Annotated in this window: 11 protein-coding genes; 8 read left to right on the top strand and 3 right to left on the bottom strand. The window is 46.5% G+C overall.

The window, feature by feature from the left end; all coding sequences use genetic code 11:
- Nucleotides 1-125 precede the first annotated feature (125 nt).
- Nucleotides 126-1271: a SpoIIE family protein phosphatase gene (locus K6T99_10220; protein MCL6520196.1), complete on the bottom strand. Its 1146-nt coding sequence runs from the start codon at nucleotides 1269-1271 to the stop codon at nucleotides 126-128.
- A gap of 335 nt (nucleotides 1272-1606) precedes the next feature.
- Between K6T99_10220 and K6T99_10215 the strand changes: the two genes are divergently transcribed.
- Together K6T99_10215 and K6T99_10210 are read left to right on the top strand one after the other, a co-directional pair.
- Nucleotides 1607-3010 carry a sulfatase-like hydrolase/transferase gene (locus K6T99_10215; GenBank protein ID MCL6520195.1) on the top strand — a complete coding sequence of 468 codons (1404 nt, stop codon included), beginning with the start codon at nucleotides 1607-1609 and terminating at the stop codon, nucleotides 3008-3010.
- Nucleotides 3011-3082: 72 nt separating this feature from the next.
- Entirely contained in the window at nucleotides 3083-4084 is a 1002-nt protein-coding gene (locus tag K6T99_10210) for a Gfo/Idh/MocA family oxidoreductase (GenBank protein MCL6520194.1), read from the top strand.
- 79 nt (nucleotides 4085-4163) lie between these two features.
- Here K6T99_10210 and K6T99_10205 read toward each other — a convergent pair whose 3' ends face one another.
- Nucleotides 4164-5990: a hypothetical protein gene (locus tag K6T99_10205; GenBank protein MCL6520193.1), complete on the bottom strand. Its 1827-nt coding sequence runs from the start codon at nucleotides 5988-5990 to the stop codon at nucleotides 4164-4166.
- A gap of 314 nt (nucleotides 5991-6304) precedes the next feature.
- Here K6T99_10205 and K6T99_10200 point away from each other — a divergent pair, with 314 nt between their 5' ends.
- The 4 genes from K6T99_10200 (at nucleotide 6305) to K6T99_10185 (ending at nucleotide 11001) form a co-directional block, all read left to right on the top strand.
- Nucleotides 6305-7234: a glycosidase gene (locus tag K6T99_10200; protein ID MCL6520192.1), complete on the top strand. Its 930-nt coding sequence runs from the start codon at nucleotides 6305-6307 to the stop codon at nucleotides 7232-7234.
- A gap of 242 nt (nucleotides 7235-7476) precedes the next feature.
- Nucleotides 7477-8526 (top strand): 4-hydroxy-tetrahydrodipicolinate synthase, encoded by a 1050-nt coding sequence (gene dapA, locus K6T99_10195; GenBank protein ID MCL6520191.1) that lies wholly within the window; start codon nucleotides 7477-7479, stop codon nucleotides 8524-8526.
- Nucleotides 8527-8556: 30 nt separating this feature from the next.
- Complete coding sequence (locus tag K6T99_10190; GenBank protein ID MCL6520190.1) at nucleotides 8557-9462, top strand: GNAT family N-acetyltransferase; 906 nt, start codon at nucleotides 8557-8559, stop codon at nucleotides 9460-9462.
- Nucleotides 9463-9564: 102 nt separating this feature from the next.
- Nucleotides 9565-11001, top strand: coding sequence for a LysM peptidoglycan-binding domain-containing protein (locus K6T99_10185; GenBank protein ID MCL6520189.1), 1437 nt, complete (start codon nucleotides 9565-9567; stop codon nucleotides 10999-11001).
- Here the strand turns inward: K6T99_10185 and K6T99_10180 are convergent.
- The gene (locus tag K6T99_10180) at nucleotides 10998-11264 is read right to left on the bottom strand and encodes a zinc ribbon domain-containing protein (GenBank protein MCL6520188.1); all 267 of its coding nucleotides are present in this window, start codon (nucleotides 11262-11264) and stop codon (nucleotides 10998-11000) included. The two genes, K6T99_10185 and K6T99_10180, sit on opposite strands and share 4 nt — an antisense overlap.
- Nucleotides 11265-11380: 116 nt before the next feature.
- Between K6T99_10180 and K6T99_10175 the strand changes: the two genes are divergently transcribed.
- Both K6T99_10175 and lpdA read left to right on the top strand, forming a co-directional pair.
- Nucleotides 11381-12577, top strand: a complete 1197-nt coding sequence (locus K6T99_10175; GenBank protein ID MCL6520187.1) for an anhydro-N-acetylmuramic acid kinase — start codon at nucleotides 11381-11383, stop codon at nucleotides 12575-12577.
- Nucleotides 12578-12851: 274 nt separating this feature from the next.
- Nucleotides 12852-14417 carry a dihydrolipoyl dehydrogenase gene (gene lpdA / locus K6T99_10170; protein MCL6520186.1) on the top strand — a complete coding sequence of 522 codons (1566 nt, stop codon included), beginning with the start codon at nucleotides 12852-12854 and terminating at the stop codon, nucleotides 14415-14417.
- Nucleotides 14418-14456: the final 39 nt, after the last annotated feature.

Genomic DNA, 14456 nt, shown 5'->3' with positions numbered 1-14456 from the left:
AAAAATAGATTGGAGTGCAAAAACCCTTCACACCCTTCATCCCTACATACGTCAGCCGATGACAGCCGCTGAATCAGTTGTGCTTAGCGAGTGGGTTTGTTGTTGGAGGGCATGTTCGCGTCGAACTATGACGTGGCTTTCACGTACAGCAGTGCTACGTCGTCTTTTAAGTGCCCGTCGCACCACTTATTGATTTCTTCAAGCAGTGAGTTCACAAATGCCGAAGGTTCTTCGTGTTTGTGGGATAAGGCAAATTCTTTGAGCTTGTCCCGCCCAAAAAAGCCGTATTTTCCTCTTGCCTCTGTAACGCCATCCGTGTAGAGCAGAAGACTGCCGCTTCTAAACGGTATCTTGCACTCTTCGTATTTCTCATGCTCGGCAATTCCAATAGCTGTTCCAGTAAGTGCTAATTCTTCGACTTCATTATTTATTAAGAGCGGTGGTTCGTGACCAGCCGTCACAAAGCGAATTGTGCCTTCTTTTAAATCTGCAATCCCGTAAAATAAGGTTATGAACGCCTCCTTGGATATTTGATGATAGACAGCGTTATTCAGGCTTTCCATGACAAAAGACGGTGATGGGTCCTGATAAGCATAAGCTCTTAGCGAGTATTTTGCTAGTGCCGTATGCACGGCCGCTTCGACCCCTTTTCCCGACACGTCACCGATGGCTATTGCGATGATGTGGGGAGATGGCTTGAATACGTCGTAGAAGTCTCCACCAATTGCGGCTTCTTCTAAAGCCGCCTTGTATGCGCTGACGATGCGAAGTGAATCGGTCTTCTCCGGAATTTCCGAAAAGAAAGCCCTCTGAAGGGTTTCGGAGATTCGCCGTTCTCTCTCATACGCTTGCTTAAGTGCTTCTCTAGCTTCTACCAAGGGCGTTATATTTTCGGTGGATGCTACTACGCCGACAACTTTTCCCTCTTGGTCGCGGAGTGGTGCCGCACTTAAAAGCAGATAGTTTCGTTTGCCTGAAGGTGTTTCAATTACTAGCTCGTCATTGTAGACAGTTTCACCTTTATTTAGCGCACGACTCATCGGAAGTTCGCTTACGAGATAAGGTCTGCCATCTGGATGCATTAGTTTATTTGCAACTGCATAAGCAGGTAGGGGCATTCCAATCTCTGGGGGAACTTGGAAGAACTCTTGAGCATGCCTGTTCATATATGTTACCCGTTGCTCAGGTCCTTCGAGGATAATTATTCCCGATGGTATTGTGTCGAGAACGGTCTGCAGGCGAGTCTTGCTTTCCAAGGTCTCTTCGGTCATTTAATTTTGCCTCCACTTTGCGTCCATTTGTTTGGCTTTAAATCCGCGGCAGGACATCCAAAAACCAATATATTAACATACTATTATACCAAAACATTTGTCCTTTCATTGCAAGCATATTCAATTATATGTGCTTTGCAAAATACCAAATTAGCAAGCCTAGTAAAGCTGTCTTTGTTGCGAAAATTCCACTTTGTAAATACGCAAGCCGTTGGAGCTTTGTTTTTTAATATGTTTGCAGGAGTTCGGAAATATTATGATTAAAAGCTATTCTTGAAAAAAGTATTAGTGGACAATGCCAAAAATTGCTTTTACTTGTAGGTTGAGGAGAAAACATGAAAAAACCAAATCTTATTCTATTTGGAATTGACAGCTTGCGCGCAGATAATATGAGTTTGTATGGCTATCCTAGGCTAACAACTCCGCATATAGATAAGTTTGCGGCAGGCGGCGCTGTTTTTGAGAAGTGTTACAGTCCGCACATCCCGACAACGCCAGGATATGCCTCAATGTTTACTGGCATGGATGTATTCGGTACTGACGTTGTAGCTTTGAGGCATCAAGGGGGTCTTGGCAACCATCTGAAAACGTTGGCTGAGATTCTGGGGGAGAATGGATACAACACAACTTGTGTAGGATTTAGCGGTAATCCTGCATCTAGAGGGTTCCAGAAGTATTTGGATTTCCCTGGCTGGGGTTCCTGGGAGGAAGGAAGAAGCCACAAAGCAGAGAACTTAAACAATGTCGCCATTCCCGAACTCAAACGTCTTGCGGCAGAAGATAAGCCTTTCTTTCTTTTCTTGAGGCACATGGACCCTCACGCTCCATATTTGCCGCCTCGCCCTTTCGAAAGAATATTCTACGACGGAAACGAATGTGACCCAAACAATAAATCCCTTGAGCCAGTAATGAAGTTCAAGCCGTTCTGCGACTTTTTTGCAAGCTGGTTTCCTCCGGGATGTACAGATAAAGACTACATCATTGCTCAGTATGACGGCGCAATTGCTTATATGGATGCCTGCATTGCGAACATATTTGCTACGATTGAGCACCTGGGGATAAAGGAAAATACACTTGTTGTAATAGACGCAGACCACGGCGAAACTCTGTACGACCATGAGTGCTGGTTTGACCACCATGGACTTTACGACTGCACGTTGCACATTCCGCTGGTGTTCGTTTTCCCTCGCAAAGTTCCAGCTGGAAAGCGCTTTTCTGATTATGTTCAAATGAAGGATATCGCTCCTACGATTTTAGATTTGTTGGAAATAGAAACCGATATTAATTTTGACGGAAGGAGTCTAACTCCGCTTTTTGAGGGCAAACCTCGCGAACAAGAGCCCGAGTTTTATATCACAGAGGCTACATGGATGAGAAAACATGGATGGCGCACACCAGAATGGAAGCTAATCCATGCCCTTGAGCCCGATTTTCACTTCAAGCCAGAGGTTGAGCTGTATAACCTAGTCAAGGATCCTGAAGAAAACTTTAACATTGCTGAAGAAGAGCCAGAAATTGTGCGAATGCTTGAGGCGCGAATGCAGGAATGGATTAAAAAGCGAGAGCAGGAGACAGGCAGAAGGAATCCAATCTTCACGAACTTGAATTGGCATGGACACGGAGCGCCGTTTAAATCCAGCGAGGAGGCTTACAATACCTTGTACATAGGTTCACCCAAAGCAGCTGAGGCGCTTCAGGCTAGGGAGCTTCAGCGGCAAAGGGGTCAAGAAAAACTGTAATTTCCTTGGTTGGCAGGAATTATAGCCAAAACTCTACAGGAAATTGCAAATTCTTAATGGGGCATAAGGCTAATGTTGCGCGTCTGTACCATTGGCATGGGGCCGATTGGAAACCTCCATGCCGACATATATAAAAGCGATGAACTTGCCGAACTAGTGGGCGTCTGTGACATTATCCCCGAACGAGCGAAGGCGGCAGGTGAACGTCTGGGCGTTCCATGGTACACCGATGACCAGGAAATGCTTGACGCATGCCGACCGGATGTGTGCAGCATAACAACAGGCGGATACGAGTACTGCAGCGACCATTATGAACCTGCGATGCTTGCTCTGAAGTCGGGCAGTCATATACTCTGCGAGAAGCCAATTTGCAATGATTTAGCAAGAGCAGAAGAAATGGTTCGCACTGCGAAGGAGCTGAATCTTTGCTTTGGCATCAACTTCAACCACCGCTTCACGCCAGCCGCTCGCCTTGCAAAGCAGTGGATAGATGAGGGCCTTCTTGGGGATCTCCTTTTTATTAACATGGCGCTGTGGATTGGTAGACAGGGAGAGTTTGATTCGCCTTATTTCCACATAAAAGCATTAAATCCGCATTCGGTTGATATGATGCGTTACTATTGTGGTGAGATTGTTCGCGTGCAGTGCTTTGCAATGAAAGCCCCCGGCAGGAAAATTTGGTCAACAGCTTCGATTAATATGCAGTTCGAAAACGGCGCAGTTGGCCACCTAACGAGCAGCTACGATATTGCTCGAGGCCACCCGATGGAGCGGTGTGAAGTTGCCGGCGTAAAGGGCCGTTTTGTTCTGGAAGATATGTGGCGGGAGGTTACGCTCTATCCCGCTGGTGACCTTATCAAGCAAGTCTATACAAACCCAATTTTTGGCGGATACCGAGATTTTAACGATACTTTCAGGGACCGTATTCACCGGTTTTTACACCAGGTTTCTGAGGGAGCATCGCCTGATGATATTGATGGTTCTGGCGCCGACGGACTAGCCGCCCAAAGGGTTATTCATGCTGCGATTAGGTCTCTGGAGACGGGTTGTGTGGTTGAGGTTAGCGAGGTATAAGGGAGCTTAACTGCAGTGGGTGGTTTTATCACCGAAAACTTCAAAGCTTTGTGGGTGTACTATCTTAATAGGGGGATAATCATTTGCTTTTCTCGACGTTTGAATGAATTTGGGCGCTGTAAAACGGTCTTGTAATCGGTCCTTCGTCGCTTAATAATGAACAGAGAATCGGGTCTTGAAGCACATTGCGGATGTCACAGGGCTTACCGTCTACGATGACCGTCCGTTTAACCAAGCGAATCCCATGGCTGTAATCCACGTACCAATTAACATGCACCGTAGATAGCGGTTGGATTGGTGTGCCATCAAGCCTGTGCCAACCGTAAATTGCAACGTGGTCTAAGCGACCCTCGGGGAGGTTTGTGATTACTACGTCTTTCTTTATGCCCGCAACGAGTGCTCCGAACGGCTTTCCTTCGTGTTGTTCCTCGATGATTGAGTTGTGCTTTATAAAGGTTTCGACAGCCTCGCGTTTTTCGGTAAGCGGTTTGGGTTCCAGCTTTACTTCGGCTTGCCGGTAAATCTCGTCCACCATCTTGCGAGTCGGTAGCGAGCATTTAAAAAAGTCTGCAATCGCTTGAGCAGACATTGGCGTTAATGGCACTCGCGCAAAGTTTTTATTAGATCCTACCGCCAAGTAGTCAGGCATGGTGTAGAAGCAAATTGAGTGTTCTTTGCCATTTGCATCCCTTGCCTTAAAAGAAATGGTTTTGAATTGCCTTAGAAATTCAGGCATATTGCCGCTCTTGAGTTCTTTTAGGATAATCTTTTCTCGATTTGACAGCGAGGTGTTGCCAACTTTTTTCATTACTGAAGTGCCGTCTGCGGCATGCCTAGGACGTCTTGGTATGTTTGTTGATGCCGTTGGTTGAATCCACTTAACATAGGCACGTTGGCCGCCGAATTTGCCCCACTTTTCCTCAAGCATTGTGCCTATAGTCAGTGCTTCCAAATAGCCATTCATCTCGCCAACTAGCGCTGTATGCAGAATCTTATTCAAGGGATTGCGGTTGATTAGAAAGCTGATGCAAGATGCGTTGCTATTTTGTTTAGCGGGCACACTAGTGCGAGGCACAAAAGCACTATATATATCAAAGTCGCCTAGCGATAACCTTCGGAAGGAAACTAGCTTCTCAAAGTAGCCCAGCATTCGATGTGATGCACGAAATGTGCCGCCTGTAGGTCCCACAACAAGTTTGCCGTTGAATCTTATCCGCCGGTCGTCGTAGGCAATTACTACTAGACTGGTGCCAGGATTTGCTTGAAGCCAGGCGAAAAGTTTGTCGCCATGGCGTTCGTCGTCGGAGTAGCTATAGTTTGCATCCAAGAAGACAATCCTGTTTACCCAAGATGGAATGGAATTGTATGCGTCAATGAAGCCGAAAATCATGCTTCCTCCACCGCTGTGGGCGGCTAGCACTGCTTTTTTCTCTTGGCAAGGGATTTCGCCCAATGCGTCTTCAATGGTCTTGCGGATAATCTGAGTGTCGTTGGAATGTTGCCGGCGCCAAGCAGGCCAGCTCAACTCGCTGGTTTCCATGCATATGAGCACTATATTCCTTTTCTTGTCCAACCTTCTCAGAAGCCGAGTTTGTGCGGCGATGTGCTGAATATCAAAACGCCAGTCAAGGCATTCTACCATCGCGGTTCCCAAGGTTTGTTCGATAGTATTTCCGTTTGGTGTTCCGTAAAAAATAGCTAGAGTAGGGAGGTCATGGCGGAAGGGTGCAGGAGCGTTTATGAGCATCCGTATTCCTGAGTCATTTCGTATTTCCCGTACCTGTTCATTAAACCAGGGGCTCTTAACGAATCCTTCTAAGCACTCGGCTTTCACACTGCTAAGGTTTGCCAAGCTTATTCCGAATATTGAAAGTACCGCTACTTTTCGCAGAAGATGGTTACTCATCGGTTTGATGTGCATCATTTCATCAAAAATTCTACAAAAAATTGCTGAAACCTCTTGCCAATAAGACAATCTTCGCATAGCATAAGAAAGCACTATGAAGAGTTCAGCAAATCGTGGAACAATTCATAGGGGAAAAGAATCAAAGTTAGACGAAAGTGTGACATAAGTGTTATAGAATCTTGACACTTCGGTGTTTTTGTGATAGTATTTTGATAGAAAAGAATGCTTGTTTGCATTGTGCTGGCGCAGTTGCCGCATGAAAGAAAAATCTCCAAAACAAACTTTAGAACCAGTTAGAGTTTTAAGGTCTACCAATGGAGCTAGAGCGTTACGAAGGTAATCCCGTACTTACGCCCACCGAGCGCTGGTGGGAGAATAAAGCAGTCTTTAATTGTGCAGCCGCAAGATCGAATGGAACTGTCCATATTATCTATCGGGCAATCGGTGAGGATGGTGTGTCTCGTTTTGGCTATGCCGCTAGCAAAAATGGCTTGGACGTGATTGAGCGTCACAGCATGCCAATTTATGAATCTGTCGGCGATGAGCTGGAGCGGTTAGGAGTTGAGGACCCTCGGATTACCCGCATAGATGACACCTACTACATTACATACACAGGTGTTTCGGTTTATCCCTGTTGTGAGGTTCATCCGTCTGCTATTCACACTGTGCCTTGGCGCTGTCGCGTGGGTCTCTTGTCAACCACCGATTTTAAGACCTTCAAAAAGCATGGCTGCATCTTGCCTGATATGGACAACAAAGATGTTGTGTTGTTTCCTGAAAAGATAAAAGGCAAGTACGTAATGCTGCACCGAATCTTTCCTAATATTTGGATTGCATATTCCGAAGACCTTATCCACTGGCATGACCATAAAGTGCTTATGCATGTTCAGCCTGATTCGTGGGACTGCAATCGCATTGGCGCTGGTGCACCGCCTATCAAAACCGAGTATGGCTGGCTGAATTTCTACCATGGCGTTGACCACAACCGCAATTATCGGCTCGGAATACTGCTTCTAGACCTAGAAGACCCTTCTAAGGTCATAGGTAGGTCTGCTGAACCTGTCCTAAGCCCTGAAATGGATTATGAGAAAGTTGGGTTAGTTCCGAATGTTGTTTTTACATGCGGCGCAATTTCAATGAATGGCCGGTATTATGTTTACTACGGCGGTGCCGACAAAGTAATCGGTGTGGCTACGATGGATAAAAAGGATCTAACCAAAATTAGGTTAGAAAAAGTCACCTAGGCGAAAGCGCCCCTTTAAACACTTTGCAGTTTACCTCTATTATGCGGCTTTGAGGCAATTTTTGCCTTGCACACAAAGTATCTTTTGCGTCTCTTTGCAATTTCAAATATTAAGCTGAATGCCCTATAAGCCTTTCCTTTGCTGAAAGGCTTTTTTGTTTTGTAAACTTGCAAACAAGATGGTGGCTTGCCAAATTGAGCATAGCAGTTTACAATAAGCCAAACTGACTTTGGGAGGTAGCAATGGATTTTCGAGGGGCATGGACTGCGCTTATTACTCCGATGACAGCGGATGGCGAAATTGATTGGGAGGGTCTTGAAAAGAATATCCAATTCCAGATAGAGCAAGGGATTACTGGTTTGGTTCCGACTGGGACAACAGGCGAGTCTCCAACGCTGAGTTGGGACGAGCACAATTCTGTAATCAAAGTTTGTCTTGACATGAGTGCGGGCCGCTGTCAGGTCATTGCGGGCACAGGAAGCAATTCAACCCAGGAAGCGGCTGAGAGCACAGAGCATGCTTTTGAAAATGGCGCTAAAGCAGCTCTTCTCGTAGATTGTTACTACAATGGGCCGTCATCGTTGGAACTGCGCAACGAGTACTACGGCGTGCTAGCGGAAATGTTTCCTGAGGTATTCTTTGTGCCTTACGTTATTCCTGGTCGGTCTGGCACCGCGCTTGCGGTTGAGGACCTTGCAATCCTTGCGGATGAGTATCCCAATATTCGAGCGGTCAAAGAGGCGACGGGAGACCTCGAGCGGATGGCGCGAACAAGAGAGCTTCTTGGTGGTGATTTTGCCATTCTCTCAGGAGATGATGATTTGACCTTCAAAATGATGACGTCATCTTCGATAAAGGCTCAAGGCGTAATTTCAGTTATCTCGAACGTTGCGCCGAAAGCCGTCGCACAAATGGTGGCGAATATCCTTAGCGGCAATTTGGAAGCCGCCACGGCCCTCAGAGATGCTTTGAATCCACTCTTCGGCATAGTAACAGTCAAAGCCGAAAGTAAGCGTTGCCTGCCCAATGGCGAGGTTGTGGTTGTACAGGACCGTTTCCGCAATCCTCTGGGCATTAAGGTTCTCATGAACGGCCTTGGAATGCCTGCCGGTCCCGCCCGCCAGCCGCTTGGAAGAATGACACCTGAGGGTGTGCAGATTGTTCGCAATGCGTTGCACACAGTTTGGAAGCAGAACCCAGAAATCCTTGCGCCAATCGGCGAATTCTTTGGCATAGATATCGAAGCAAGGATTTACGAGGATTCTCACTGGTCGAACTTTTGCTATCCTTAGAGCACACTAGGTTGGGAGAAGTTCTTGAAAATGGAAATTCAGCCCATTGCGGAAAATAATGTAGCCAAAGTATGGGAAATCTATCAGCGGAACGTTGCCGAGTGCGATAAGCTGCCTCTTGATTTGTTCAGATATAAGGTTCTAGGTGACCCGAACTATAGCCAGGAGCTTTCCCTAGCGGCTTTTGAATCTGATAAGCCCATTGCGTTTATGGATGCAGTAGTTCGAACTATGGATGATAATCGTGTGGGCTTCTTGAAGGCTTGGGCGACGGAAACCGAATATCGAGGAAAGGGAATTGCCACAGCGCTTTTAAACAGGATAGAAAAACGGTTCAAGGAGCTTGGGGTTCAAAAATTAGAAGCAGGGTGGGCAAGGCCACATTATTTTACCCCTGGTATAGATGCAAATGCGTATACTCCTGCAATAGCTTTTCTTTTGCGGCGGGGGTTTACGCGAACGAAAATTAGCTACAACATGGATTTGGCTCTTGAAAATCGTACCTTTGCAGATAAGACGCTTGAAAGTCGGATTGCCGAGCAAGGCATTACTGTTCGGCGATTAGATTCAACCGAAAAAGAAGCTTTTCTTGCTTGGATGGCTGAAGATGGATGGTCGCAAGGCTGGCAGCACCAAGTTGTTTTTGCATGTGATTTAAAGCCGCCGACCGTTTTTGTTGCCGAGCGCGAGAAAAGATATCTAGGATTTGCCGCCTATGATGCTGTGCGGCCAGGATGGTTTGGGCCAATGGGAACATCGCAGTCCCTAAGGGGATGTGGAATTGGAGGGGTCCTTTTCCTGCGGTGCATGGATGACATGAGGGAGAAGGGATATCCTGTATGCCATATTTGCGCCGTCGGGCCTCTTTATTTCTATTGGAAAGTTGGCGGGGCAGTTGTTTCCAGAATATTCTGGATTATGGAGAAAAACCTATAGCTTGAGTTGGGCAACTTGACTTTGAAGTCATAATATGATAGATTGCCCACCGGGGACTAGCTTTTCATGGCTCTTTTAGAACACCAGGAAGGTGGTAATTGAATGGACAGAGCGTACTATAGAATCACCTTCAGTGTCGTCTTTTTCCTTTTAATTACTGCGACTATTTTATTCGCACAAAACAGCACTGAATCGGACCTTCCTACAATTGTTATTACTTCACCTAAAAACGGCGCAGTGATATCTGGCAGTAAAGTTCAGGTTTTGGCAGAGTTTCGTTCGAATGATAAACAACAAGTTTCGTCCATAAAAGTCTATTTGGACGGCAAATTCATTTCGGAGAGAACGTTCAATCCGCCTGTTTCAAAAGGTAATGCTGGTTTTCTTTGGGATACAGTTCGCACCAAAGACGGCAGCCACAGGTTGGATATTCAGATGTTCGCTGGCGAGCAGTACTTGGCAATGGCAACGTGTGTTGTTACGGTATCCAATAAGTCAAAAGAGCTGGATACCGAGCCGCCTCAAGTGGCTGTACTCAATCCCACTGAAGGGCAGACGATTTCGGGGAAGGTGAAAATAGAGATACAGGCCCGCGACAATAGCGGCCAACCGCCATATGTAACAATCTCGATTGACAAAGTAGTCAAGGCAATGAGGAACTTCCCGCCGTATACTTACGAGTGGGATACTACTGAGGTGCCAAACGGTCCGCATACAATCGAAGTCAAGGCCATTGACAACTTAGATAATCGCCGAGACTCAAAGCCGGTTCGAGTAATAGTGAAGAATCCTTCAAAAGGTGCTCCAGTAGTAGCGCCGTCTACTCGCGCGCTCCCTACGAGTTCGCCCAAGAAGTCGGATGTTGCCAAAGAACCCGTAGTTAAGGTGAGTTCAGTCATTGAAGAATATAAACGAACAACACCGATTGTTGCAGAAGTTGTGCATGAGAAGCTTAATGGCGAGAAAAACTCATCTCTTGAGCCGGATGCGCAAGGTGCACCCGAAGTGCAGATTGTTAAGTCGTCGGTTGCCGGCGCAATTGAATCTATTCGCAATGAGCCTGGCATTGCTGTTCAAGCACCTGATGACAAGGCAAAGACAGATGCCTTCCAAACTAAGCAAGAGATTATGTCGGAGTATATAGTAAAAGAAGGCGATAGCTTAATTCGCATCGCCAATGAGTTTGACGTGCCAGTCGCAAAGCTTATCAGTCTAAATGATATAAAAGACCCAAGCCTCATAAGAATCGGCGATAAGCTTCGGATACCCCAACCTCAAGGTGAGGTTTTGATGGTTCCGATAAGGCCCGTCTTTGAGGCTGTAAAAGGAACAATCGTATGGGATGGCGAGTCCAAGACAGTTCGGGCACTCTCTTCAGAGTACGATATTACCCTGCAACTTGGTAGTGCAGAGGCAATAGTTAACTTTCAGCCAGTAATAATGGAAAAGGAAGCGCTTGTCCAAGATGGCCGCATCATGGTGCCCGCTTCCTTTATAAAGAAAACTCTTGGAATGGGTGAATATATAAGGGAAGGTTAGGATGTTGTAGATTCCGCCTTCTCCGAAGAGGTATCTGACGGGAGAGAAAATTCGGGTTTGCGCCCGTCACCATCTTTCTTGTCAGGTTTCCTGTAGTCTGTGACATGAAACCCTGTGCCTTTAAAAACTATGCCTACCGGAAAGAAGAGCTTGCGAACTTCACCATTGCATTTTTCACATTCGGTGATGGGCTCGTCGGTTATTCTTTGGAAGACTTCAAATCGGTAACCGCATCTCGTGCATTCGTAACCGTACGTTGGCATAGCATCACCTCTCTATAAAGATAAAAATTGCACAATTTTTCCACTGGAATTATACCAAAATAAGCTTATTAAGACAATAAACCAGGTGCTCCAATGGGCAATATGCGAGGTGGGCTATGGAAATAAATGGTCAGGATACACTTAAGGTTATTGGCTTGATGCCGGCCGCATCGGGTGCCGGGGTAGACGCCGCGCTTGTTGAAATTGAGGGTTTTGGGCTAGACTCTCGGCTTCGATTTCTCGATTACAAATACTATCCTTACCACGCACGAATCAGAGAAGTCATTTCTCAGCAGTCCAACTCATTGGTTGGCAACATAGATTCAATCTCAGCGCTTAGTTTTGTACTTGGAGAGCTTTTTGCCGCGTTTGCTGTTGATTTAGCAAAGCAAAATGGATTATCAGTGTCCCAAATTGATTTAATCGGCTCGCATGGCCAAACCATAATTCATCAGACTCAGCAAGTAGAAATTGGAGGAATGTGGGCAGTCTCGGTTTTGAATATTGGCGAACCGGCTGTGATTGCCAATCGAACAGGCGTTACTGTTGTTGCTAACTTTCAAGCAGCTGACATGGCGGCTGGGGGCCAGGGCGAACCACTAATGGCATATTCAGATTACATCTTGTTTCATATGGCAAATAGAGGTAGAGCGGTTCAGCAAATAGGAGACAAGGGCAGTATTACCTACCTTCCTGGCAGAACAGGGCTGAATGATGTAATCGGATTTGTTACAGGACCAGGAAGCACCCTTATAGATGAAGTGGTCTACAAAGCAACGGATGGTAAGCTCAGCTATGATGCGGGAGGCACGCTTGCAGCAAATGGCAAAATTGACAAGGTTATGCTGGGGCGAATTCTAGACCATCCATTTCTTAAAAAGCGTCCTCCAAAGGCTGCAAGCCCAGGCGATTTTGGGCGAGAATTCGCAGGGGTAATTCTCAAGGAGTTTGGAAGCTTGCCCATTGAGGATCTTGTTGCTACGGTTACAGCATTTGTCGCCCGTACCATAATTCACAGCTACCACAAATGGCTTCCAAAACTGCCAGATGAATTGATTGTTGGTGGTAGGGGTGCAGAGAATCCAACGCTTATGAGAATGCTTGCGGAAGGATTGCGAGGGGTAAAAGTTATGACCCATGAAGACTTTGGTATCAATAACAAGGCAAAGGAAGCCCTCTCAGTCGCTTTATTGGCAAGCGAAGCTATCCATCTTCAGCCTTCGAACGTGCCATCCGCAACTGGAGCAAAGCACCACGTCATCCTTGGTAAAATTGTCCCTGGCCACAATATGGTGCGAAAGGTTGATAATTAGCCGCTAAAAACATTATGAAGTTTTATTGACTAGGTCGAAATATTATTTTTGTTTTGCTTGAAACTTTGCAATACGTTTTTATCTTGATTTGCGGCTAGCCATAATCTTTCTCTGCACTACTATTAATTAGCAAATTGGCGGTAGAATCTTCAATTGACATATAAGGGACCGTTCTGCTAAAGTAAGACGGCATTTTAAAAAACATGCCCGGGACGGTTGACCCGCGACAAAGCGGGTCATAATTACATTAAGACGCTTACCGGAGGTGGAGGGCATGGAGGATTTGGAAAAATACACAACGAGCATAAAAGGGATTTCTGCCGCCGGCATTGTTCGCGAACCTGCCTCCGCTGTTTTCGCTTCATTTTTGCCCCAACTAGATATGGAAACGAAAAATAGTGAGCATCTAATTCAGCAGGTCGAGGAAATGATGAACCAGCCGTTTCCAGTTTCAGCTGATGTAGTAATTATTGGCGGCGGCCCAGGTGGATATGTAGCGGCAATTCGCGCGGCACAGCTAGGCGGCAAAGTTGTTCTTATAGAAAAGAATGAACTGGGAGGCGTCTGCCTAAACAAGGGCTGCATTCCTACAAAAGCTATGCTGTCGAGTGCCAACGCTTATGACCTTGCCCTCCGCGGCGGTTCAGAGTTTGGTTTTACGGTGAACACGGTTTCGTTGGATTACAAAAAGGTTGTAGAACGCAGAGAAAAAGTCGTCAAGCAGTTGGTTTCTGGCTTGCATTTCCTAATGAAAAAGCATAGCATTCGTGTGGTAAAAGGAACTGCGCGCCTCGCTTCTCGCACTACCGTTGAGGTAACATTCGAAGACGGCAAAAAAGAAAAAATCGCTGGGCAAAGTATTATTATCGCAACCGGCTCTGAGCCTGTTCAGCTTCCAATTCCTGGTCTGCAAGGCAAGAACATTTGGGATAGCGATGACGCCCTTGCGGCTACCGAACTTCCTGGTAGCCTCCTCATCATTGGCGGTGGTGCAATAGGCCTTGAATGGGGTTATATGTTCCGCAAATTCGGCTCGGAGGTTACGATTGTAGAGCTGATGCCTCAAATTCTCCCTGGTGGTGACTCTGAGGTTGCAGAGGAGCTTAGAAAGTCCCTAGAAAAGATAGGCATTCGAATCCTTACCGATTCTCGCGTTTCACAGGTAGAGGAAAGGGATAACCAGGTTCTCGCTACTGTTGTTTCTTCGGAATCTCAGCAACAGATTATTGCCGATAAACTACTGGTAGCAGTCGGACGCCGACCTATCACGGAGAACCTTGGGTTGGAGGAGGTCGGCGTTGCCTTCGACCAGAAGGGGATTAAAGTGGATGAGCGCATGCAGACCAACATCCCGCGAATTTATGCGATTGGCGATGCAGTTGGTGGAATGATGCTTGCACATAAGGCGTCGGAAGAGGGCATCGTTGCCGCTGAGAACATAATGGGCAGGTCAAGCAAGATGAAATACAACACGGTGCCCTCCGCAGTCTACACCAATCCTGAAGTCGCAGGGGTAGGAATGACTGAAGACCAAGCCAAGCGCGCAGAGATTAACTACCGCGTTGGCAAGTTTTACTTCCGAGCGAACGGAAAAGCTTTGGGGCTAGGTGAAACAACTGGATTCGTCAAGTTTATCACGGATGCTAAATATGGTGAGGTTCTTGGTTGCCACATGATTGGCCCTCATGCAACCGATTTAATCCACGAAGTAGTAATCGGAATGGAAGCAGAGGCAACGATTGACGTAATCGGGCGCGCGGTTCATGCTCATCCAACCCTCTCGGAAGTTGTTAAAGAAGCCGCTTTAGATGCAGATGGCGAATCACTGCACAAAGGATAGTGAAGGTTTGCCCTCGATGCGAGTCGAATATTCTATTTG

It is taken from the genome of Armatimonadota bacterium (genome assembly GCA_023511795.1).
Classification (GTDB): Bacteria; Armatimonadota; UBA5829; order DTJY01; family DTJY01; genus JAIMAU01.
This window is presented reverse-complemented; position numbering and strand designations above follow the sequence as displayed.

Excerpts from the sequence above, each read along its gene's own strand:
- K6T99_10200 (MCL6520192.1), top strand. The coding sequence starts at position 6,305 with ATGGAGCTAGAGCGTTACGAAGGTAATCCCGTACTTACGCCCACCGAG.
- K6T99_10215 (MCL6520195.1), top strand. The coding sequence starts at position 1,607 with ATGAAAAAACCAAATCTTATTCTATTTGGAATTGACAGCTTGCGCGCA.
- K6T99_10175 (MCL6520187.1), top strand. The coding sequence starts at position 11,381 with ATGGAAATAAATGGTCAGGATACACTTAAGGTTATTGGCTTGATGCCG.
- K6T99_10190 (MCL6520190.1), top strand. The coding sequence starts at position 8,557 with ATGGAAATTCAGCCCATTGCGGAAAATAATGTAGCCAAAGTATGGGAA.
- K6T99_10210 (MCL6520194.1), top strand. The coding sequence starts at position 3,083 with ATGTTGCGCGTCTGTACCATTGGCATGGGGCCGATTGGAAACCTCCAT.
- K6T99_10220 (MCL6520196.1), bottom strand. The coding sequence starts at position 1,271 with ATGACCGAAGAGACCTTGGAAAGCAAGACTCGCCTGCAGACCGTTCTC.
- lpdA (MCL6520186.1), top strand. The coding sequence starts at position 12,852 with ATGGAGGATTTGGAAAAATACACAACGAGCATAAAAGGGATTTCTGCC.
- dapA (MCL6520191.1), top strand. The coding sequence starts at position 7,477 with ATGGATTTTCGAGGGGCATGGACTGCGCTTATTACTCCGATGACAGCG.
- K6T99_10185 (MCL6520189.1), top strand. The coding sequence starts at position 9,565 with ATGGACAGAGCGTACTATAGAATCACCTTCAGTGTCGTCTTTTTCCTT.
- K6T99_10205 (MCL6520193.1), bottom strand. The coding sequence starts at position 5,990 with ATGAGTAACCATCTTCTGCGAAAAGTAGCGGTACTTTCAATATTCGGA.
- K6T99_10180 (MCL6520188.1), bottom strand. The coding sequence starts at position 11,264 with ATGCCAACGTACGGTTACGAATGCACGAGATGCGGTTACCGATTTGAA.